General features: G+C 61.3%; 16 protein-coding genes, 1 pseudogene and 1 riboswitch. Of the genes and pseudogenes, 15 read left to right on the top strand and 2 right to left on the bottom strand.

Translation table 11 applies throughout. The features are described from left to right. Nucleotides 1-88: 88 nt before the first annotated feature. The 7 genes and pseudogenes from N2A98_RS20255 to argR all read left to right on the top strand — a co-directional run bounded on the left by N2A98_RS20255 (nucleotide 89) and on the right by argR (nucleotide 5,455). Nucleotides 89-874, top strand: coding sequence for an ABC transporter substrate-binding protein (locus tag N2A98_RS20255; protein ID WP_275622558.1), 786 nt, complete (start codon nucleotides 89-91; stop codon nucleotides 872-874). A gap of 91 nt (nucleotides 875-965) precedes the next feature. Further along, nucleotides 966-1,655 (top strand): ABC transporter permease, encoded by a 690-nt coding sequence (locus N2A98_RS20250; protein WP_003193627.1) that lies wholly within the window; start codon nucleotides 966-968, stop codon nucleotides 1,653-1,655. Beyond that, the gene (locus N2A98_RS20245; protein WP_005790641.1) at nucleotides 1,652-2,350 is read left to right on the top strand and encodes an ABC transporter permease; all 699 of its coding nucleotides are present in this window, start codon (nucleotides 1,652-1,654) and stop codon (nucleotides 2,348-2,350) included. Before N2A98_RS20250 ends, N2A98_RS20245 begins: the two co-directional genes overlap by 4 nt. Nucleotide 2,351: 1 nt before the next feature. After that, nucleotides 2,352-3,464, top strand: coding sequence for a succinylglutamate desuccinylase/aspartoacylase family protein (locus tag N2A98_RS20240; RefSeq protein WP_275622557.1), 1,113 nt, complete (start codon nucleotides 2,352-2,354; stop codon nucleotides 3,462-3,464). A 27-nt stretch (nucleotides 3,465-3,491) separates the two neighbouring features. Further along, on the top strand, nucleotides 3,492-4,256 hold the full coding sequence (locus tag N2A98_RS20235; protein WP_003193620.1) for an ATP-binding cassette domain-containing protein: 765 nt from the start codon (nucleotides 3,492-3,494) through the stop codon (nucleotides 4,254-4,256). A 34-nt stretch (nucleotides 4,257-4,290) separates the two neighbouring features. Beyond that, nucleotides 4,291-4,377: pseudogene (locus N2A98_RS20230) on the top strand (outer membrane lipoprotein carrier protein LolA); the annotation flags it as partial. A 97-nt stretch (nucleotides 4,378-4,474) separates the two neighbouring features. Then, nucleotides 4,475-5,455: a transcriptional regulator ArgR gene (gene argR, locus N2A98_RS20225; protein WP_014719597.1), complete on the top strand. Its 981-nt coding sequence runs from the start codon at nucleotides 4,475-4,477 to the stop codon at nucleotides 5,453-5,455. Nucleotides 5,456-5,462: 7 nt separating this feature from the next. On the opposite strand, the gene N2A98_RS20220 is transcribed toward argR, so the two are convergent. Continuing rightward, nucleotides 5,463-10,502, bottom strand: coding sequence for a DUF6543 domain-containing protein (locus N2A98_RS20220; protein ID WP_275622556.1), 5,040 nt, complete (start codon nucleotides 10,500-10,502; stop codon nucleotides 5,463-5,465). A gap of 301 nt (nucleotides 10,503-10,803) precedes the next feature. Here N2A98_RS20220 and N2A98_RS20215 point away from each other — a divergent pair, with 301 nt between their 5' ends. The 7 genes from N2A98_RS20215 (at nucleotide 10,804) to astE (ending at nucleotide 18,664) form a co-directional block, all read left to right on the top strand. Next, nucleotides 10,804-12,024 (top strand): aspartate aminotransferase family protein, encoded by a 1,221-nt coding sequence (locus N2A98_RS20215; protein WP_275622555.1) that lies wholly within the window; start codon nucleotides 10,804-10,806, stop codon nucleotides 12,022-12,024. Nucleotides 12,025-12,268: 244 nt separating this feature from the next. Beyond that, the gene (gene aruF / locus N2A98_RS20210; protein ID WP_003175655.1) at nucleotides 12,269-13,288 is read left to right on the top strand and encodes an arginine/ornithine succinyltransferase subunit alpha; all 1,020 of its coding nucleotides are present in this window, start codon (nucleotides 12,269-12,271) and stop codon (nucleotides 13,286-13,288) included. Between the two features lie 51 nt (nucleotides 13,289-13,339). Beyond that, on the top strand, nucleotides 13,340-14,365 hold the full coding sequence (gene astA, locus N2A98_RS20205; RefSeq protein ID WP_003193612.1) for an arginine N-succinyltransferase: 1,026 nt from the start codon (nucleotides 13,340-13,342) through the stop codon (nucleotides 14,363-14,365). Further along, entirely contained in the window at nucleotides 14,362-15,831 is a 1,470-nt protein-coding gene (astD, locus tag N2A98_RS20200) for a succinylglutamate-semialdehyde dehydrogenase (RefSeq protein ID WP_161794298.1), read from the top strand. The genes astA and astD overlap by 4 nt, the downstream gene beginning before the upstream one ends. Before the next feature lie 156 nt (nucleotides 15,832-15,987). Beyond that, entirely contained in the window at nucleotides 15,988-17,334 is a 1,347-nt protein-coding gene (gene astB / locus N2A98_RS20195; protein WP_003193608.1) for an N-succinylarginine dihydrolase, read from the top strand. A 26-nt stretch (nucleotides 17,335-17,360) separates the two neighbouring features. Further along, nucleotides 17,361-17,648: a hypothetical protein gene (locus tag N2A98_RS20190; RefSeq protein ID WP_003175651.1), complete on the top strand. Its 288-nt coding sequence runs from the start codon at nucleotides 17,361-17,363 to the stop codon at nucleotides 17,646-17,648. An 11-nt stretch (nucleotides 17,649-17,659) separates the two neighbouring features. Further along, nucleotides 17,660-18,664: a succinylglutamate desuccinylase gene (gene astE, locus N2A98_RS20185; protein ID WP_275622554.1), complete on the top strand. Its 1,005-nt coding sequence runs from the start codon at nucleotides 17,660-17,662 to the stop codon at nucleotides 18,662-18,664. Between the two features lie 118 nt (nucleotides 18,665-18,782). Here the strand turns inward: astE and N2A98_RS20180 are convergent, their stop codons facing one another. After that, nucleotides 18,783-19,292 carry a 6,7-dimethyl-8-ribityllumazine synthase gene (locus N2A98_RS20180; protein ID WP_003193604.1) on the bottom strand — a complete coding sequence of 170 codons (510 nt, stop codon included), beginning with the start codon at nucleotides 19,290-19,292 and terminating at the stop codon, nucleotides 18,783-18,785. A gap of 97 nt (nucleotides 19,293-19,389) precedes the next feature. After that, nucleotides 19,390-19,559: riboswitch (FMN riboswitch) on the bottom strand. Between the two features lie 190 nt (nucleotides 19,560-19,749). On the opposite strand from N2A98_RS20180, the gene ltaE reads away from it, so the two are divergent. Then, nucleotides 19,750-20,754 (top strand): low-specificity L-threonine aldolase, encoded by a 1,005-nt coding sequence (ltaE, locus tag N2A98_RS20175; protein ID WP_044267667.1) that lies wholly within the window; start codon nucleotides 19,750-19,752, stop codon nucleotides 20,752-20,754. Nucleotides 20,755-20,833: the final 79 nt, after the last annotated feature.

Here is a 20,833-nt window from a genome sequence, read left to right as displayed (position 1 = left end):
CGCAGCACCGCTATTCGGTTACACCTTCGCCGCATCGTGGGCCATGGCTCATACTGCTGTTTTTGCCCTATACCGATGGAGTCCCAAGATGAAGAAACTCGTGCTGTTGGGCGCCCTGGCGCTGTCCGTGCTGTCCATGCAGGCTTTCGCCGAAGGCAAGCCGCTGAAAATTGGTATCGAAGCGGCTTACCCTCCGTTTGCCTCGAAGGCGCCGGATGGCAGCATCGTCGGTTTTGACTACGATATCGGCAACGCCCTGTGCAAGCAGATGGACGTCAAGTGCACCTGGGTCGAGCAGGAATTCGATGGTCTGATCCCGGCACTCAAAGTGCGCAAGATCGACGCGATCCTGTCGTCCATGTCGATCACTGACGACCGCAAGAAATCCGTGGACTTCACCACCCGCTACTACCTGTCCCCAGCGCGCCTGGTGATGAAGGAAGGCACCGCCGTCAGCGACGGCTTGGATGAGCTCAAAGGCAAGACGATCGGTGTGCAGCGCGGTTCGATCCACGACCGTTTCGCCCGTGAAGTCCTGGCGCCAAAAGGCGCGAATATCAAGGGCTACAGCACCCAGAACGAAATCTACCTGGATGTGGCCGCCGGTCGTCTCGACGGTACCGTGGCTGACGCCACCCTGCTGCAAGACGGTTTCCTGAAAACCGACGCCGGCAAAGGCTACGCGTTTGTAGGCCCATCGTTCACCGAAGCCAAATACTTCGGTGACGGTATCGGCATCGCAGTGCGCAAAGGCGACAAGGAAAACCTTGAGCGCATCAATGCGGCCATCGCTGCGATCCGTGCCAACGGCGAATACAAGAAAATCCAGGACAAGTACTTCGACTTCGATATTTACGGCGCTGACGCCAAGTAACTCATCGCAGCTGTCCGTCCGAAATGGCGCAAGCAACAGTCATCCTGAAGTTTGCGCCATTTTTTCATCCCCCTTTTCGAGGACCTGAATCATGTTGAAAGGCTACGGGGCCGTCATCCTCGATGGCGCATGGTTGACGCTTCAGCTCGCCTTGTCGTCCATGGCCTTGGCCATTGTTCTGGGTCTGATCGGGGTCGCGCTACGCCTGTCGCCGGTACGCTGGCTGGCTTGGCTGGGCGACCTGTACTCCACGGTGATCCGCGGGATCCCCGACCTGGTGCTGATCCTGCTGATTTTCTACGGCGGTCAGGACTTGCTCAACCGCGTCGCGCCCTTGCTGGGCTTTGACGACTATATCGACTTGAACCCCCTGGCCGCCGGTATCGGCACCCTGGGTTTCATCTTTGGCGCCTACCTGTCGGAAACTTTCCGTGGCGCCTTCATGGCCATTCCCAAGGGCCAGGCTGAAGCCGGCCTGGCGTATGGCATGAGCAGCTTCCAGGTGTTTTTCCGGGTGATGGTGCCGCAGATGATTCGGCTGGCGATCCCCGGGTTTACCAACAACTGGCTGGTATTGACCAAGGCCACCGCGCTGATTTCGGTGGTGGGTCTGCAAGACATGATGTTCAAGGCCAAGCAGGCGGCAGACGCCACCCGCGAGCCTTTTACCTTCTTCCTCGCAGTGGCGGCGATGTACCTGGTGATCACCAGCGTGTCGTTGCTGGCCTTGCGTTACCTTGAGAAGCGCTACTCGGTAGGCGTAAGGGCGGCTGATCTATGATCTTCGACTACAACGTCATCTGGGAGGCCATGCCGCTGTACCTTGGCGGCTTGCTGACCACCCTGAAACTGCTCGCCATCTCGCTGTTCTTCGGCCTGCTCGCCGCCTTGCCCCTGGGCTTGATGCGAGTGTCCAAGCAGCCTGTCGTCAACGGCGTGGCCTGGCTCTATACCTATGTGATCCGCGGCACGCCGATGCTGGTGCAGTTGTTTTTGATCTACTACGGCCTGGCGCAGTTCGAAGTGGTGCGCGAGAGCTTCCTGTGGCCGCTGCTGTCCAGTGCCACGTTCTGTGCGTGCCTGGCGTTTGCCATCAACACCAGCGCCTACACCGCCGAGATCATCGCCGGCAGCCTCAAGGCCACGCCTAACGGTGAGATCGAAGCGGCCAAGGCCATGGGCATGTCGCGCTACAAGCTGTACCGCCGCATCCTGTTGCCGTCGGCCCTGCGCCGCGCGCTGCCGCAGTACAGCAACGAAGTGATCATGATGCTGCAGACCACCAGCCTGGCCTCCATCGTCACGCTGATCGACATCACCGGTGCCGCGCGCACGGTGAACGCCCAGTACTACCTGCCGTTCGAAGCCTATATCACCGCTGGCGTGTTCTACCTGTGCCTGACCTTCATCCTGGTGCGCCTGTTCAAGTTGGCCGAGCGCCGCTGGCTGAGCTACCTGGCTCCACGGAAGCACTGATATGGAACGTATCGATCATCTGCTGCCCTGGGGGCACCTGGGCTGCGAGCGCCAACTGAGCGTGTTTCGTTTCGGCAGCGGCGAGCGCAAGGCCTATATCCAGGCCAGCCTGCACGCCGATGAATTGCCTGGCATGCGCGCCGCCTGGGAACTGAAAAAGCGCCTTGTGGCGCTGGAACAGCAAGGCGCGCTCAATGGCGTGATCGAGTTGGTGCCGGTCGCCAACCCGATGGGCCTCGGCCAGTTGTTGCAGGGCAGCCACCAGGGGCGTTTCGAAGTCGGCAGCGGCAAGAATTTCAACCGCGATTTTGTCGAGCTGAGCGAGCCGGTGGCCGAGTTGCTGCAAGGCAAGCTGGGTGATGACCCGCACGCCAATGTGCGCCTGATCCGCCAGGCCATGAGCGATGCGCTCGACGCCTTGCCCGAACCGAGCAGCCAGTTGCAAGGCATGCAACGCGTCCTGCTGAGCCACGCCTGCACCGCCGATGTGGTGCTTGACCTGCATTGCGACGCTGAAGCCGCGCTGCATATGTACGCGCTGCCCCAGCATTGGCCGCAGTGGTGTTCGTTGTCGGCACATTTGAATGTGAAGGTCGGCCTGCTGGCGGAAGATTCCGGCGGCAGTTCATTTGACGAAGCGTGCTCGTTGCCATGGCTGCGTTTGTCGCGCATGTTCCCCGAGGCGCAGATTCCGCTGGCCTGTCTGGCGACGACCTTGGAGCTGGGCGGCCAGGCTGATACCGGCCGTGATGAAGCGATCTTCCACGCCGAAGGCATCCTGGCCTTTCTCGCCGAGCAGGGCCTGATCAAAGGCCAATGGCCGGCGCCGCAGTTTGAGCCGTGCGAAGGCGTGCCGTTCGAAGGCACCGAGTTGTTGTTCGCGCCCCACGCCGGGGTGATCAGTTACCTGCGTAAAGCTGGCGACTGGGTAGAAACCGGCGATGAGATTTTTGAAGTGATTGACCCCCTCACCGACCGCGTAAGCACTATTTGCGCGGGCACCTCGGGGGTGTTGTTTGCCGTTGAACGGCTACGTTATGCCCAAGCGGGTTTCTGGCTGGCCAAGGTGGCGGGGCGCGAAGCGCTGCGCTGCGGGCGCTTGCTCAACGACTGACCACCTGTTTTTGTGAGAACCGACCGCATGTACAAGCTTGAAGTCCAAGACCTGCATAAACGCTATGGCAGTCATGAAGTGCTCAAAGGCGTATCCCTGGCCGCCGCCGCCGGTGATGTGATCAGCATCATCGGCTCCAGCGGTTCGGGCAAAAGTACTTTTTTGCGCTGCATCAACCTGCTCGAGCAACCCCACGCCGGCAAGATTCTGCTCAATAACGAAGAGCTCAAACTGGTCGCCAACAAAGACGGCGCCATGAAGGCCGCCGACCCCAAGCAGTTGCAGCGCATGCGTTCGCGCCTGTCCATGGTGTTCCAGCATTTCAACCTGTGGTCGCACATGACCGCGCTTGAAAACGTGATGGAAGCCCCGGTGCACGTGCTGGGCGTATCGAAGAAAGAAGCGCGTGAAAAGGCTGAGCACTATCTGGCCAAGGTCGGCGTGGGCCATCGTAAGGATGCGTTCCCCGGCCATATGTCCGGCGGTGAGCAGCAGCGCGTAGCGATTGCCCGCGCCCTGGCGATGGAGCCGGAGGTAATGCTGTTCGACGAACCGACCTCGGCACTCGACCCGGAGCTGGTAGGCGAAGTACTCAAGGTGATGCAGGACCTGGCCCAGGAAGGCCGCACCATGGTGGTGGTGACCCACGAAATGGGCTTTGCCCGCGAAGTGTCGAACCAACTGGTGTTTTTGCACAAAGGCGTGGTTGAAGAGCGTGGCAACCCGCGGGAAGTGCTGGTGAACCCGCAGTCGGAGCGTTTGCAGCAGTTTCTCTCTGGCAGTTTGAAATAATCAAGGTGGCCACCCACCCCCTGTAGGAGCGAGCTTGCTCGCGAAGATCGTCAACGATAACGCGGCAAGCTTGATACCCCGTGGCGTTCTCAGGTTTTTCGCGAGCAAGCTCGCTCCTACAGTAGGGCAGGCCTTCATTGTTTTTGAGATTTGTGTTGGTTTACGGGCTAGCATTGGCCCACAGCTTCTTTCACTGTTTTCGCTCCGGATAGCACTCCATGACCGCCCACAAAATTGGTTTCCTGATTTGGCCCAGCACAAAAGCCCTTACGCTTGCGCTGGCTGAGGAGGCCTTGCGCGTTGCCCAGCGGGTGCATCCGGATGTGATCTACGAGCTGTCGTTTTTGCTCGCCGAACCCGCCGTCGAAGGTGCCTGGCAACTGCCGGGTGAGCCGTGGGCCGGTAAGCTGGAAGGCTTTCAGAAGCTGTTCCTGTTGGCCGACGAACCGCCGACGGTCATCGCTTCGCCACTGAGTTCCGCGCTCAAGCAGCTTGTTCGGGCAGGGTGTGTAATCGGCGGCTTGTCGGCGGGTGTGTACCCGTTGGCCCAACTGGGCCTGCTCGATGGCTACCGCGCCGCCGTGCACTGGCGCTGGCAGGACGATTTCGCCGAGCGGTTCCCCAAGGTCATTGCCACCAGCCATTTGTTCGACTGGGATCGTGATCGCCTCACTGCCTGCGGCGGCATGTCGGTACTCGACCTGCTGCTGGCGGTATTGGCCCGTGACCACGGTGCGGAGCTGGCCGGTGCGGTGTCCGAAGAATTGGTAGTAGAACGCATCCGCGAAGGCGGCGAGCGCCAGCGTATTCCATTGCAAAACCGCCTGGGTTCCAGCCATCCGAAGCTGACCCAGGCGGTTTTGTTGATGGAGGCCAATATCGAAGAACCGCTGACCACCGACGAAATCGCCCAGCACGTGTGCGTCTCACGACGACAGCTTGAACGGATCTTCAAGCAATACCTCAACCGCGTCCCCAGCCAGTACTACCTGGAATTGCGCCTGAACAAGGCGCGCCAGATGTTGATGCAAACCAGCAAGTCGATCATCCAGATCGGCCTGTCGTGCGGCTTCTCCTCGGGGCCGCACTTCTCCAGCGCCTACCGCAATTTCTTCGGCGCCACCCCTCGCGAAGACCGTAACCAGCGGCGCAGCAGCAGCCCGTTCGAGTTATCGTCGGTGCCCTCCGAGCGCGGTTGAGCGGCGCTCAGGGTTCGTTGTCTGTTTCGGATGAAGTCGCAGAGCTTGAGCCAGCGTCGTCTGGCGCCGGTTGCCTGGCTTGCGCGACGTCGAAATCCACCGCCGTGCGGTTGTAATAGCGACGCAGCGTGGCAAGCGCCTCGGGTGAGAAGGGGTTGTCGCTCAGATCAAAGCCTGCCGCTGCGTCCGGGTCCACTTCAATCAGGTCGGTGGGCAACTCGGTGATACGGTTATCGCTCAGGTTCAGTTGGGTGAGCGACGTCAGGTTGAATGCGCCGCGCGGCACTTCAGTAAGCCCGGCGTTTTCCATCATCAAGGTCTCCAGGCCGGACATGTTGCTGACATCGGGGGTCAGCCCCAGTGGGTTATCGCCCAGGTCCAGGTAGTTCAGGTCGTGCAGGTCGCTCAACGCGGCGACACTTTCGGGGGTCAGCCGCAGTTGGCATTGCGTCAAGCTGAGCGTAGTGAGCTTGGGCAGCTTGAAGACGGCCGCGGGTATGTCTTTCAGGGCATAGCGGTCAATCAGCAGGCTCTCCAGGTTGGGGAAACGTTCCAGAAAGCCTTCGGGTATCGAGGTGGTTTCTTGCGCCCTCAGTTCTAGCTTGGAAACGTGCTTGAAATCCACATTCAGTTTCGGCAGGTCGCCCAACAGTGGCAACGTCAGGACCATTTGATGGGTTTGGGCCAGCGTGTCATGACTGAAGTCCAGGTCGCTCTCGCGTCGCCACACTTGCTCCAGCAGGCCTCTTATTTCCCCGCGCATGAGCTGCTGCTGTGCGCGAACCTGTTCATCCATAGGCACGTCCGTGAACGGGTAGCGCGCGGGCACATCCGCCACCCATTCTTGCAGGTCGGCCTGCAGGCGTTCGTAGTCGGCCTTGAGGCGCACCAGTGTCGCCATTGAATCGTCCAGCCCGCCTGGCAACCTGAAGATAAATTGATGGGTCTCGTAGGTGCTGTAGGTCGGGTAAAGCGCGTGAGCCAGGCGCACCTCGGCTGGGTTGGCGTCGGCGCCAAAGTGTTCCCCGGTGTTCTGGCAGTAGGTTTTTATCCGTTCAAGCGTCGTGCGTGAGAGTGGGTTGCCGGAAAGGTCGAAGGCCCTGGCGGCGCCGGCGGGCAGGGAAAACAGGGCGTCGGGCAGTCTGCGCAGGAGGTTGTTGCTGAGGTTGGCGCTGACCAGCCGAGGTCGACTGAGCAGGCCGGAGGGGAAGACGGAAATCCCGCAGTGGGCCAGGTTGAGCGTACGCAGGTTGGTCATGTTTTCCAGATTGGGCGCCAGCGCCAGCGGGTTGTTGGACAGGTCCAGGATGTGCAGCTCGGCCAGGTTGGCCAGGGCTGCACGGCTTGGGGTGGTGAGGTTGAGTTCGCAATTGCGCAATACCAGAGCATTGAGGCGAGTTAAAGCGCTGACCTCCTCGGGCAGTGTTCTGAGGGCGATGTCGCTGATAGCCAGCCGGCGTAGCCCGGGAAAGCGCCCCAGGAAGGCCGGCGTGCCACGGGTGGTCAGGTAGCCCAGCAACTCCAGGCTGGTGATGTGCCCGAAGCTGGCCTCCAGTGTCGGCAGTTCGCCGTAAATGGGTTGGTTGAGTTGCAACAGGTGCCCGTTATCAAACGCGGCGTCCCGGGGTGTGTCGTGGCGCCAGGCGCTGATCAGCCGTTGCGCCCAGAGCCGACGATTCTGCTGTTCAGAAGCAATTCGCCAGCGGCTCAGGGGTAGGTCAGTGCCCACAAGGGTTTGTGGCACGTTCTGCTGCCAGGCTCTGAGGCTGGCGTCCAACTGCGAGAACTCGTTCTTCAGGAATTGAAGGGTACCCAATGGCGTACCGGGGTCGTTGTGCATGGCAGCGAGTACGGCGGTCAGCTCGTTGGGGCTCAGTTGCGGGTACAACTCGTGTAGCCGCGCCTCAAGCGAGGCAGCGCCGCTGCTGCCACCGGCAGTGGATGGGCTGGCATCGTAACCTTCCATGCCGCCGGGCAGGCGCATCAGGGTGGGGTCGTAGGACGGTTTGAGCAGCGGCACTTCGGCCAGCAGAGGGCCAAGCTCGTCACGTGCCAGCGCATGTTGGCGCAGGGTTTCTCGCAGGTGCGTACCTTGGCCGATCTGCATATTCAGTGCGTCGCGCTGCGCATCGGGCAGCGCCTGGAGCACGGCGGTGTAGAAGTCGGTTTCGCCAAGCAGGGTGCCCTTGCTGTCTTCGGGAATGTAATCACCCTCGATGGTGCGCACCAACAGGCGTCGGATGGGCGCCTGGGCAGGGCCGATGGCATCGTGCAACTGGCCGGTGCGCTTGAAATCGCGCACTTCCAGGCGCACCTGGGGCGACCAGCCCGGCAGTTTTTCCAGGGAGTGCAGGGCGAGTCGGTGGGTGTCGCCGCTCTCCAGCGCGCTCATGTACAAGCCTTCATACGCCCGGCTGATTCTGACCTGATGGGCTGCCCAGCGTGCACGTTCGACCAGGTGCGAAGGCAGTGTGCCCTGGTCGATGTCGAGCAGATCCTGGCCGCTGGCGCCGCGCAGCACTTCCTCGGCCGCGCTGACCGGCAGGCCGGGCGTGCTGTCGATGACCTTCTGAACGCGCGCATCGGTGGTCAGCTCCAGGCCTCGGTAGCGTGAGTCGAACATCGAAGCGCGTTTATCCGCGGCTCTGCGTGCCAGCTGTTTGCGCAGCTTGGCGGCGCGCACATGCAATTGGGTGGTGGGGGTGCCAAAGTCTTCTTCCAGCAAAGTCTTGCGCTCTGGCTCGTCGAGGGTTTCCAGCAGGGTCTTGAGCAGGTCGCCGTTGTTCATCTGCGCTTCATGGATTTGCGCCACTGCCGCATTTTCTCGGCCAGGGTGTTCCCATACCGTTTCGCCTTTGGCGTTTAGAAAACGCAGGGTTTTGGTTTCGGGCCACAGGCCGGTCTGGCTGAGCAGCCAGAGTTGGGTCTGCGTGTCGGCTTTTCGATAAACCTGCGGGTCATCGCTGTTCATCTGGTCGATGAAGTCTTGCAGTTGCTGGTCGATGTGAATGCGCTTGAGGCTGTCGGCCAGTAACGGCGGTGGCGGCTGGCGGTCCATGTAGAGTTTGCGCAGGGCGCCATCGTCGGTGCTGCTGATACGCTGTGCCTGTTCCAGGCCGGTTTCGCTGAGGCTCTCGGCGGGCGGGCCGAGGCGGCGCAGCAAGGTGCTGCGGTCCCAGGTCAGCGGGCGATCCAGTGGGGTCAACCAGGCACCCTTGCCATTACCGATAATGGGCGGTTGGTAGGCATGCATGTGGCTTGGGTGCACCAGCACGGTGTTGTCCGCTTGTTGCTTGACGGCGAAGTGTTGCCCATCGAGGGGCAGGATTTGTTTGTCCGCGTAGGTATGCAATCCATCGGTCTGGGGGCGGGAGGCGGCGGGCAACTGAAGGTCGTGGGCGTAGGGGCTCAGGTCCGGGTTCCACAGGCGCGTTTTGCCGTCGTGCGAGGTGACCGGGTGCAGGCGCTCGAAAAACGCCCAGACTTCCCGAGGCAGTGCCTGGCGTAGCAGCCCTTCGGCAATCGGTGCGCCGACCGCGAACATACCCAATTGCACCATTTGCTCCAGGATCGACATCAGGTGCCCGAACGCCTGGCGCTTGAGGCCTTCAGCCCAGTCGACGATGCCTTCGAACACGTCGTCGAGCAGTTGATAGGCGGTGTAGCCAAGCATCAGCAGGCCCAGGGGGGGAATGAACGGCGTGGCGATGAAGGTGACGATTTCGAGCAGGGTTTTGCCGATTTTTGCCACGACGTCCCAACGTTGCCAGCGTGCCTTGCTGTCGGCGTCGGCGGTGGACACGGCAATATTGCGTGCGTCATTGAGCAGCCTGCTGAGTTTGCTTTCATAGAGGTGTTCGTACAGCTCGCCCGTGATTTTCGTCGCGTGCAATTGCAGCTTGGGGTTGGCCACCGGTTCAGCGCGCCAGGTCGGCCTGGGGTCGCCGGGGATGGGGGGGTGCCAGGTTATCTGGGACAAGCGGTTATTGAGGTTGGCAAAGAAGTAGGCGCGGTGTTCGTGGCTGATAAAGCGGCTGAAGAACGCTTGGTAATCGGCGTCGCGCAATTTGCGGGTCAGGTCTTGAATGAAGGCAATGCCGTCGCGGTAATACTTGAGCGGTGCCTGCGGATCGCCGGGGATGTACGCCACCACGGGCACTGCGCTGTGGTGCAGTTCTAGGTCGGCGGCGAACAGCACAATGCCGGCCAGTGGCGCGTCCATCAGGCTCAGGTCGTGGCTGAGCAGGGTCTTGCCTTCCAGTGTCAGGCTGCTGATGCCTTTGAGCTGGGCCTGGAGCGTGCGCAGTACGGCTTCGCTGCCGTCCTTTTTCAGGCGCGCCAGGTGCACGGCGGCTTGTGCCTCGGCCTTCAGGCTTTCGATGACGGTACTGCGCAGCGCGCTCTTGCGGGTGGCGTCCTGGAAACCGAAAAATGTCTTGAGGTAGGCCTGGTATTGCGTGCCGATGTCCAGTTCACGGCAGAGCCGGATGAAGGCCTGGATGCTGACTTTGCTGTTTACTGAGGGCAGGGTGTCGAATTGCCCGGTGGCAGAGGGTTGGGTGATGAAGCTGGAGTCTGCGGTGTAGGCAGCTTTCTTGCTTTCTGCTGCATCAAAGTTGTGCAGCGCGGCATCCACCAGCGACACGGTCCAGGCTTTGACGCCGCCGGTTTCTATGGGGAACAGTGGGATCGTCAGGGGCGCATACAGGCGCAGATGGGTGGTGCTGACATCGATGTCCACGCCCCAGCGGGTCTTGAGCGCCTGTTGCAAAAGCGGCGCGGCGAAGGCCTGCGGTGTCTTGAGGTCGGCGAGTGCCGCGTCTACTTTGCTTTGCGCGGTCCAACTCTGCTCCACCGCCTGCTTGAGGGGCGCGTGTTGCTGGCGGCTGGCGTCGGCCTGCCAGTCGGCGACATCCAGTGGCGCAGTTTTCAACGCTTGGCGCTTGTCATCCGAGGCGTTTGCCAGCCAGGCCGGCAGGCGTGTGTGAAACCCAGCAGGCACTTGGGTGGCGGCGACTGCGAGGCGTTGGCTGATTGTCGTGGGCACGGGGCTGATCCTTCAGTGGGGGTGAGTCACTGTCATCACAGCAAGCCTGATGGGTTCACGGGCAGCAGATAGTTAAGGCATTAGGCGAAAATCAGCGGGCCGTGCCTCTGCCTCTCACTGAGCGCAGCGTTTACACTGCGCCATTGCGACGCAATATGTCGCATTGCCGTAAACCCGCGTAAAACCGGGGTTGGCGCTATAAGAAGTTGTCGCTTGGCGACAAGGTGGCGCTGAAAACTGTCCTTACAATCCCTGCATCGCTTGCCAGTTCCAGGCAGGCGTTCCTCTTCAGGAGACTCCGATGTCCGTTGAGCAAGCCCCGGTGCAACGTGCCGATTTCGACCAAGTGATGGTGCCCAACTACGCACCTGCTGCCTTTATCCCCGTGCGCGGCGCAGGCTCGCGCGTATGGGACCAGGCCGGTCGCGAGCTGATCGACTTTGCCGGCGGCATCGCGGTCAACGTATTGGGCCATGCGCACCCGGCGCTGGTCGGTGCACTGACCGAACAGGCCAACACGCTGTGGCATGTCTCGAACGTGTTCACCAACGAGCCGGCCTTGCGCCTGGCCCACAAGCTGATCGATGCCACCTTTGCCGAGCGCGTGTTCTTCTGCAACTCCGGCGCCGAAGCCAACGAAGCCGCCTTCAAGCTCGCCCGTCGCGTGGCGTTCGACCGTTTTGGCAGCGAGAAGTACGAGATCATTGCCGCGCTGAACAGCTTCCACGGCCGTACCCTGTTCACCGTCAACGTCGGTGGCCAGTCGAAGTACTCCGATGGTTTCGGGCCTAAAATCACCGGCATCACCCACGTTCCTTATAACGACCTGGCTGCGCTGAAAGCGGCGGTGACCGATAAGACCTGCGCCGTGGTGCTGGAACCGATCCAGGGCGAAGGCGGTGTACTGCCGGCCGAGCTGGCTTACCTGCAAGGCGCTCGCGAGCTGTGCGACGCTCACGACGCACTGCTGGTATTTGACGAAGTGCAAACCGGCATGGGCCGCACCGGCCACCTGTTTGCCTACCAGCACTACGGCGTGACGCCCGACATCCTCACCAGCGCCAAGAGCCTGGGCGGCGGTTTCCCGATTGCGGCGATGCTGACCCGTGAAGACTTGGCCAAGCACCTGGTGGTCGGTACCCACGGCACCACCTACGGCGGCAACCCGCTGGCGTGCGCGGTAGCGGAAGCGGTGATCGACGTGATCAACACCCCAGAAGTGCTGGCGGGTGTGAATGCCAAGCACGACCTGTTCAAGGCGCGCCTGGAGCAGATCGGCAAGCAGTACGGCATCTTCACTCAGGTTCGCGGCATGGGCTTGTTGATCGGTTGCGTACTCAGTGATGCCTTCAAAGGCAAGGCCAAGGACGTGTTCAACGCGGCCGAAAAAGAGAACGTGATGATCCTGCAAGCCGGCCCCGACGTGGTGCGTTTTGCGCCGAGCCTGGTGGTGGAAGAGGCGGACATCAATGAAGGCCTGAATCGTTTTGAGCGTGCTGTGAAGACGTTGACGCAAGCCTGATAGACCGTTCGGTGCCTGGCGATCCCGGTACCGAGCACAAATTTTGTATGCCGGACCCTTGGTTGGAGCTGTGGAAGATCAAATGTGGGAGCGGGCTTGCTCGCGAAAGCAGTGGTTCAGTCACCTGAAATGTTGAATGACACCCTGCATTCGCGAGCAAGCCCGCTCCCACACGTGACCTCACTGTTTTCAGCAGTGTGTTTGGCTTTTTTTTCTGTGAGTTTTCGAGTTAAGGAGTGACACCATGCTGGTGATGCGCCCCGCGCAAATGGCTGATCTGGGCGAGGTACAGCGTCTGGCTGCGGACAGCCCGATTGGTGTCACCTCCTTGCCGGATGATGTGGAACGCCTGAGCGACAAGATCGCGGCCAGCGAAGCGTCCTTCGCCGCCGAGGTGAGTTTCAACGGTGAAGAGAGCTATTTCTTCGTGCTGGAAGACACCGAGACCGGCAAGCTTGCCGGCTGCTCGGCCATCGTGGCCTCGGCCGGTTACTCCGAGCCGTTCTACAGCTTTCGTAACGAAACCTTCGTGCACGCCTCCCGCGAGCTGAAGATCCACAACAAGATCCACGTGCTTTCCCAGTGCCACGACCTTACCGGCAACAGCCTGCTCACCAGCTTCTATGTGGTGCCTGAGCTGGTCGGTTCGCCGTGGTCGGAACTCAACTCCCGTGGCCGCCTGCTGTTTGTTGCCAGCCATCCCGAGCGCTTTGCCGACTCGGTGGTGACCGAGATTGTCGGCTACAGCGACGAGAACGGTGACTCGCCGTTCTGGGATGCCATCGGCCGCAACTTCTTCGACCTCAACTACGCCGCCGCCGAGCGCCTGTGCGGGCTGAAAAGCCGCACCTTTCTCGCCGAGCTGATGCCGCACTATCCGATCTACGTACCGCTGCTGCCGGACGAAGCGCAAGAGGCCATGGGCCAGGTGCACCCGCGTGCGCAAATCACCTTCGACATCCTGATGCGTGAAGGCTTTGAGACAGACCATTACATCGACATCTTCGACGGTGGCCCGACGCTGCACGCCCGGGTCTCGGGCATTCGCTCGATCGCCCAGAGCCGCGTGGTGCCGGTGAAGATCGGCGAGATGGTCAAGGGTGTTGGCCGCCAGTACCTGGTGAGCAACGCGCAGTTGCAGGATTACCGTGCGGTGATGCTGGAGCTGGACTACGCGCCCGGCAAGCCGGTGACCCTGGACCTGGCAGCAGCCGAAGCGCTGGGTGTTGGCGAAGGCGCCAGCGTGCGCCTGGTTGCGGTTTAAAAAGAGAGTTTCGCGGGTGGCTGACAACAGCGGCCCGTTCGAGGAGATAGCATGATCGTTCGTCCCGTACGCAGCAGCGATTTACCGGCCCTGATTGATCTGGCGCGCAGCACTGGCACCGGCCTTACCACCTTGCCGGCCAACGAAGAGCGCCTGACCCACCGGGTGGGCTGGGCGGAAAAAACCTTTCGCGGCGAAGCCGGGCGCGGCGATGCCGACTACCTGTTCGTGCTGGAAAACGACGAAGGCCGCGTGGTGGGCATTTCCGCCATTGCTGGCGCCGTCGGCCTGCGCGAGCCGTGGTACAACTTCCGGGTGGGGCTGACCGTCAGTGCGTCCCAGGAACTGAATATCTACCGTGAGATTCCGACGCTGTTCCTGGCTAACGACCTCACTGGTAATTCCGAGTTGTGCTCGTTGTTTTTGCACGCCGATTACCGCAACGGCCTCAACGGTCGCATGCTGGCCAAGGCGCGCATGTTGTTTATCGCCGAGTTCCCGCAACTGTTCGGCAACAAGATCATTGCCGAGATGCGCGGTGTGTCCAACGACGCCGGGCGTTCGCCGTTCTGGGAAAGCCTGGGCCGGCACTTCTTCAAGATGGAGTTCAGCCAGGCCGACTACCTCACCGGCGTGGGCAACAAGGCGTTTATCGCTGAGCTGATGCCCAAGTTTCCGCTGTACAGCTGCTTTCTCTCCGAAGACGCACGCAATGTGATCGGCAAGGTCCACCCGGACACCGAGCCGGCCCTGAGCATGCTCAAGAGCGAAGGCTTCAGCTACCAAGGCTATGTGGATATTTTCGACGCTGGCCCGGCGGTGGAATGTGAAACCAGCAAGATTCGTGCGGTGCGCGACAGCCAGTCACTGGTGTTGGCCATCGGCACACCGGGGGACGACGCCACGCCGTTCCTGATTCATAACCGCAAGCGCGAGGAGTGCCGTATCACCGCCGCTCCGGCCCGGCTGGCGGCAGGCACCCTGGTGGTCGATCCGCAGACCGCCAAGCGCCTGCAACTGGTGGTGGGTGATCAAGTGCGTGCTGTTGCGTTGTCTGCTGCTCGGGAGTCGAAATAATGAATTCGCTGTATATCGCAGGTAGCTGGCTGGCTGGCCAGGGTGAACTGTTTGAATCGCGCAACCCGGTGACCCAGCAAGTGCTGTGGGCCGGCAATGGCGCCAGCGCCGAACAGGTCGAATCCGCCGTGCAGGCTGCGCGCCAGGCATTCCCGGCATGGGCCAAGCGCTCGCTCGAAGAACGCATCAGCGTGCTGGAAACCTTCGCCGCCACGCTTAAAAGCCGTGCCGACGAAATCGCCCGCTGCATTGGCGAAGAGACCGGTAAGCCATTGTGGGAATCAGCCACCGAAGTCACCAGCATGGCCAACAAGATTGCGATCTCGGTGCAAAGCTACCGCGAACGTACCGGCGAGAAGAGCGGCCCCCTGGGCGACGCCACCGCTGTGTTGCGCCACAAACCCCACGGTGTGGTGGCGGTGTTCGGCCCTTACAATTTCCCTGGGCACTTGCCCAATGGGCACATCGTCCCGGCGTTGCTGGCGGGTAATACCGTGCTGTTCAAGCCGAGCGAACTGACTCCCAAGGTCGCCGAGCTGACCGTACAGTGCTGGGTCGAAGCCGGTTTGCCGGCGGGCGTGCTGAACCTGCTGCAAGGCGCGCGGGAAACCGGCATCGCCCTGGCGGCCAACCCAGGCATCGACGGCCTGTTCTTCACCGGTTCCAGCCGCACCGGCAACCACTTGCACCAGCAGTTCTCCGGGCGCCCGGACAAGATCCTGGCCCTGGAAATGGGCGGTAATAACCCGCTGGTCGTGGACGAAGTCGCCGACGTGGATGCGGCGGTGTACACCATCATCCAGTCGGCGTTTATCTCGGCAGGCCAGCGTTGCACCTGTGCCCGCCGCTTGCTGGTGCCTGAAGGTGCCTGGGGCGATGCCTTGCTGGCGCGCCTGGTGGCGGTGAGTGCGAGCATTGAAGTAGGTGCTTTCGACCAGCAACCGGCGCCGTTCATGGGCTCGGTGATTTCACTTGCTGCGGCCAAAGCGTTGATGCAAGCCCAGGAACTGATGTTGGCCAATGGCGCCGTGGCGCTGCTGGAGATGACCCAGCCTCAGGCTCAGGCCGCGTTGCTGACCCCTGGCATCATCGACGTGACCGCTGTGACGGAACGTGAAGACGAAGAGCTGTTTGGCCCGCTGCTGCAGGTGATCCGCTACGCGGATTTTGCCGGTGCCATCGCTGAGGCCAACAACACCCAGTACGGCCTGGCCGCTGGCCTGTTGTCGGACTCCGAAGCGCGTTACCAGCAGTTCTGGCTGGAAAGCCGCGCCGGTATCGTCAACTGGAACAAGCAGTTGACCGGCGCCGCCAGTACCGCGCCGTTCGGTGGTGTCGGGGCGTCGGGCAATCATCGCGCCAGTGCCTATTACGCGGCGGATTATTGCGCGTACCCGGTGGCGTCGCTGGAGACGCCAAGCCTGATAGTCCCGGCAACGCTCACGCCAGGTATAACGCTGATCTAAATGTGGGAGCGGGCTTGCTCGCGAAAGCGGTGGTTCAGTCACTTCAAATGTTGAATGACATACCGCATTCGCGAGCAAGCCCGCTCCCACAATGGATCTGTGGTGTATTCAAGTGATTTGATGCCTATAAAAACAGATGTTCGTGGAGCCTCGCCGATGAAATCCTGTGAAGTCAATTTTGACGGTCTAGTGGGGCCGACCCATAACTACGGCGGTTTGTCCTTCGGCAACGTCGCGTCCCAAAGCAACAGCCAGCAGTCTTCCAACCCGAAGGAAGCGGCGTTGCAGGGCCTGCAGAAAATGAAAGCCCTGATGGACATGGGCTTTGTGCAAGGTGTATTGGCGCCCCAGGAACGCCCGGATGTGGCCGCCTTGCGCAGCTTGGGTTTCAGCGGCACCGACGCCCAGGTGATCGAGCAGGCTGCCAAGCAGGCCATGCCTTTGCTGGTAGCGAGCTGCTCGGCATCCAGCATGTGGGTAGCCAACGCCGCCACCGTCAGCCCAAGCGCCGACACCGCAGACGGCCGCGTGCATTTCACTGCCGCCAACCTCAATTGCAAATACCACCGCAGCATCGAACACCCCACCACCAGCCGCGTGCTGGGGGCGATGTTCGCCGATGGCAAGCATTTCGCCCACCACGCTGCCTTGCCGGCCGTGGCGCAGTTTGGCGATGAAGGCGCGGCCAACCACACGCGTTTCTGCCGTGAGTACGGTGAGGCGGGCGTGGAGTTTTTCGTCTTCGGCCGCAGTGCTTTCGACCCCCGTTACCCGGCCCCGCAGAAGTACCCGGCGCGCCAGACCCTGGAAGCCTCCCAGGCCGTTGCGCGCCTGCATGGCTTGAAGGATGACGGTGTGGTCTACGCCCAGCAGAACCCGGCGGTGATCGATGCGGGTGTGTTCCACAATGATGTGATCGCGGTGGGCAACGGCGAAGTGCTGTTCTATCACGAGGATGCGTTCCTCAACACTGAACAGATGCTCGCCGAACTGCACGGCAAGTTGGGCAAGCTGGGCGGCAACTTCCAGTCGGTGTGTGTGCCTCGCGCGTTGGTCAGTGTCGAGGACGCGGTGCGTTCCTACCTGTTCAACAGCCAGTTGCTGACTCGGCCTGACGGTTCGATGCTGCTGATCGTGCCGGAAGAGTGCCGCGCCAATGAGCGTGTGTGGCAGTACCTGCAAGGTTTGACCGCTGCCGGCGGGCTGATTCGCGAGGTCAAGGTCTTCGACCTCAAGCAAAGCATGCAGAATGGCGGTGGGCCGGCGTGCCTGCGTCTGCGCGTGGCGTTGAACGAAACCGAGCTGGCGGCCGTGAACCCAGGGGTTATCATGACCGCGCCGTTGTACGAAACCCTGACCCAATGGGTAGGCAAGCACTACCGTGACAGCCTGCGCGAAACCGACCTGGCTGACCCGCAGTTGCTGCTTGAGTGCCGGACGGCACTGGATGAACTGACGCAAATCCTTAAACTGGGCTCGGTTTATCCTTTCCAGATCAATTAATGCCACACGGCTGAGATATTTTATTTATGACCGACACCCTGAAACTCATCCTTGAAGACACCGACGGCACCCAGCTGGAAACCTCCTGCACCCGCGTCGCCGTGGTCTGGCAGGGCAAGGAGATCTGGATCCAGCACGATGGCCGCGGCCAACTGCTGATTGGCGTGGACGTAGAAGAAGGCGACGCCGAGTACGCCAACCTGCTGATGCGCCCATTGGCCACTAACCTGATGAGCCTGCAACTGGAAATGGAACCGGCCGACGTTGAAGGTGACGACGACGATCACGTCCACGGCCCAGGCTGCAACCACTAAGGAAGCTGCTTATGCTCGCCCTCGGCAAACTGCTTGAACTGACCCTCGCCGGTCGTGAACCGGCGCAAAAAATTCAACTGACTGTCGACGGCGTGCAGATGCGCTGGCTCAGCGAAGGCGCGCTTGAAGTGCGTCCTCCTGAAGCTTTGGACAACGGCAGCGACTTGCTGCTGTCGTCCGGCATCCATGGCAACGAAACCGCGCCGATCGAACTGCTCGACCGCCTGTTGCATGGCATCGCCCGCGGGGAGATCAAGCCCCGCACCCGTATTCTGTTCCTGTTCGGCAATACCGAGGCCATGCGCCGCGGTGAGCGTTACCTCGAACTGGACGTCAACCGGCTGTTCAACGGCCGTCATGAACAAAACATCGGCCCCGAAGCGATGCGCGCCGCTGAGCTTGAGCAATTGGCCCGCAGCTTTTTCAGCCAGCCTGGCCGCTCGCGCCTGCATTACGACCTGCATACCGCGATTCGTGGTTCGAAAATCGAGCAGTTCGCGTTGTACCCGTGGAAGGAAGATCGACAGCATTCGCGCCGTGAGCTGGAGCGCTTGAACGCTGCCGGCATGCAGGCGGTGCTGTTGCAGAACAAAACCTCGATTACCTTCACCGCGTTTACCTACGAGCAACTCGGCGCCGAGGCGTTCACCCTGGAGTTGGGCAAGGCGCGGCCGTTCGGACAGAACGACGGTGTGGACGTGTCGCGCCTGGAAGCGCGTCTGAAGCAGATCATCGAGGGCAACGAGCCCGAGACCGATAGCCTCGACGGCCTGCAACTCTTCGCCGTTGCGCGAGAAGTGATCAAGCACAGCGACGCCTTCCTGATGCACCTGCCCGCAGATGTGGAAAACTTTTCGGAATTGGAAAAGGGCTACCTGCTGGCCGAAGACGTGGCCAAGACCCGCTGGGTGATCGAGGAGGAGGGCGCCCGCATCATCTTCCCCAACCCTAAGGTGAAGAACGGCTTGCGCGCCGGGATATTGATCGTGCCAACCACGGATGCTGGCCTGGTGTAGATCTCAAGGCCTGACCCGATGTAAATGTGGGAGCTGGCTTGCCTGCGATAGCATCACCTGGGTATCACTGATACACCCAGGTGTCTGCATCGCAGGCAAGCCAGCTCCCACACTGGGTTTAGACCGCTACCGCACGCGGCTCGCTACGACGGATCGCGCGCACCTTGTGCAGCGTATCGGCGCAGGTGCGCGCTGCTTCCTGGCCCTTGTGCACGAAGTGCTCGTAGAAGAACGTGGTGTGCTCGCTGCCGGCGTGGAAGTGGTGCGGCGTCAGGGACACCGAGAACACCGGCACTTCAGTTTCCAGCTGCACCTGCATCAGGCCGCTGACCACCGATTGCGCGACGAATTCGTGGCGGTAGATGCCACCGTCCACCACCAGCGCGGCAGCGACGATGCCGGCGTAACGGCCGGTCTTGGCCAGCAGCTTGGCATGCAGGGGCATTTCAAAGGCGCCGCCGACTTCGAAGAAGTCGATGTCCGATTCCTGATAACCCTGGGCGATCATTTCGGCGAGGAAGCCTTTGCGCGATTGGTCGACAATATCCTTGTGCCAGCAGGCCTGGATAAACGCGACGCGCTCGCCGTGATGGTTTTTGCTTTTGCTGTCGATTGCGGTGGGTTGCATGTTCTGACTCCTGTTTAAGAAAAAAACAGGGCGTTATGAATCGAATGGGATTTAAGGGTACGCATGCGCAAACAGGCGCGCGGCCCTTAGGTGCCAATCCCGTTCTCTCTTCATCCGGACTATGACCGTCGGCCCCGGGATCACACCGGGTCTGCTGACCTTGTCGCCGTCCTGCCTGAGCAGTTCGAGGCGCCAAGCGCTCGCGGGCTATGCACATTGCGTGCAATTACCGCCGGTGGGGAATTGCACCCCGCCCTGAGAACGTTGCCGCCAGAACCCTGGCGGCGCAGAGTTTTTAACATGGTTTTTCAAAAACTGCACGGTTGCCGTCTCGATAACTTATATCGGTTTGTTTGGTTGGTATTCGATTGAATGTAATCGGGGCTTGATATTCCGTGGCTTTGCCCGCAGTAATCACACACAAAAGGACTTATCCATTCCGTTAGAGGCCCCCTTGATGACCGTGATCGACCTGCGCAGCGACACCGTGACCCAACCCACCCCCGGCATGCTCGACGCGATGGCCAGCGCCGTCAGTGGCGACGATGTCTACGGTGAAGACCCCAGCGTCAACCGCCTGGAGGCCGAACTGGCCCAGCGCCTGGGCTTTGCCGCGGCGCTGTTCGTACCCACCGGCACCATGAGCAACCTGCTGGCGTTGATGGCTCACTGTGAGCGCGGCGAGGAATACATCGTCGGCCAGCAGGCCCACACCTACAAATACGAAGGCGGCGGCGCGGCGGTGCTGGGGTCGATCCAGCCGCAGCCCCTGGAAGTCCAAGCTGATGGCTCCCTTGATCTGAACCAGGTGCTTGAAGCCATCAAGCCCGACGACTTCCACTTCGCCCGCACACGCCTGCTGGCGCTGGAAAACACCATGCAGGGCAAAGTGCTGCCGCTGGATTACCTGGCCAAGGCCCGTGCATTTACCCACGAGCATGGCCTGGCCCTGCACCTGGATGGCGCGCGCCTCTACAACGCGGCGGTCAAACTGGGGGTGGATGCGCGAGAAATCGCCCAGCATTTCGATTCGGTGTCGGTGTGCCTGTCCAAGGGCCTCGGTGCGCCGGTCGGCTCGGTGTTGTGCGGCTGCGCGGCACTGATCGCCAAGGCACGGCGACTGCGCAAGATGGTCGGCGGCGGCATGCGCCAGGCCGGCTCCCTGGCGGCGGCGGGGCTGTATGCCCTTGACCACCAGGTACAGCGCCTGGCTGACGACCATGCCAACGCCCAATGGCTGGGCGATGAGTTACGCAAGGCCGGCTACAGCGTCGAGCCGGTGCAGACCAATATGGTGTATGTGCAGGTAGGCGATCAGGCGCAGGCGCTGAAGGCCTTTGCGGCTGAGCGTGGGGTCAAGTTGAGCGCTGCGCCGCGCCTGCGCATGGTCACCCATCTGGATGTGAGCCGGGCGCAGATCGAGCAAGTGCTGCAGACATTCGTCGCGTTTTCGCAGAAATGACAGTGCAGGCCGTCTAATTGACTGTTTCTATCACATAAACACGCTGTACCACCGGCAAAGGGCCGATATAATGCGGCCC

It is taken from the genome of Pseudomonas sp. FJ2-5-13, from assembly GCF_029201605.1.
Classification (GTDB): Bacteria; Pseudomonadota; Gammaproteobacteria; order Pseudomonadales; family Pseudomonadaceae; genus Aquipseudomonas; species Aquipseudomonas lactis.
This window is presented reverse-complemented; position numbering and strand designations above follow the sequence as displayed.

Bases quoted from the DNA above. Each gene is read 5' to 3' on its own strand.
- N2A98_RS20255 (WP_275622558.1), top strand. From the start codon at position 89: ATGAAGAAACTCGTGCTGTTGGGCGCCCTGGCGCTGTCCGTGCTGTCC.
- N2A98_RS20250 (WP_003193627.1), top strand. From the start codon at position 966: ATGTTGAAAGGCTACGGGGCCGTCATCCTCGATGGCGCATGGTTGACG.
- N2A98_RS20245 (WP_005790641.1), top strand. From the start codon at position 1,652: ATGATCTTCGACTACAACGTCATCTGGGAGGCCATGCCGCTGTACCTT.
- N2A98_RS20240 (WP_275622557.1), top strand. From the start codon at position 2,352: ATGGAACGTATCGATCATCTGCTGCCCTGGGGGCACCTGGGCTGCGAG.
- N2A98_RS20235 (WP_003193620.1), top strand. From the start codon at position 3,492: ATGTACAAGCTTGAAGTCCAAGACCTGCATAAACGCTATGGCAGTCAT.
- argR (WP_014719597.1), top strand. From the start codon at position 4,475: ATGACCGCCCACAAAATTGGTTTCCTGATTTGGCCCAGCACAAAAGCC.
- N2A98_RS20215 (WP_275622555.1), top strand. From the start codon at position 10,804: ATGTCCGTTGAGCAAGCCCCGGTGCAACGTGCCGATTTCGACCAAGTG.
- aruF (WP_003175655.1), top strand. From the start codon at position 12,269: ATGCTGGTGATGCGCCCCGCGCAAATGGCTGATCTGGGCGAGGTACAG.
- astA (WP_003193612.1), top strand. From the start codon at position 13,340: ATGATCGTTCGTCCCGTACGCAGCAGCGATTTACCGGCCCTGATTGAT.
- astB (WP_003193608.1), top strand. From the start codon at position 15,988: ATGAAATCCTGTGAAGTCAATTTTGACGGTCTAGTGGGGCCGACCCAT.
- N2A98_RS20190 (WP_003175651.1), top strand. From the start codon at position 17,361: ATGACCGACACCCTGAAACTCATCCTTGAAGACACCGACGGCACCCAG.
- astE (WP_275622554.1), top strand. From the start codon at position 17,660: ATGCTCGCCCTCGGCAAACTGCTTGAACTGACCCTCGCCGGTCGTGAA.
- N2A98_RS20180 (WP_003193604.1), bottom strand. From the start codon at position 19,292: ATGCAACCCACCGCAATCGACAGCAAAAGCAAAAACCATCACGGCGAG.
- ltaE (WP_044267667.1), top strand. From the start codon at position 19,750: ATGACCGTGATCGACCTGCGCAGCGACACCGTGACCCAACCCACCCCC.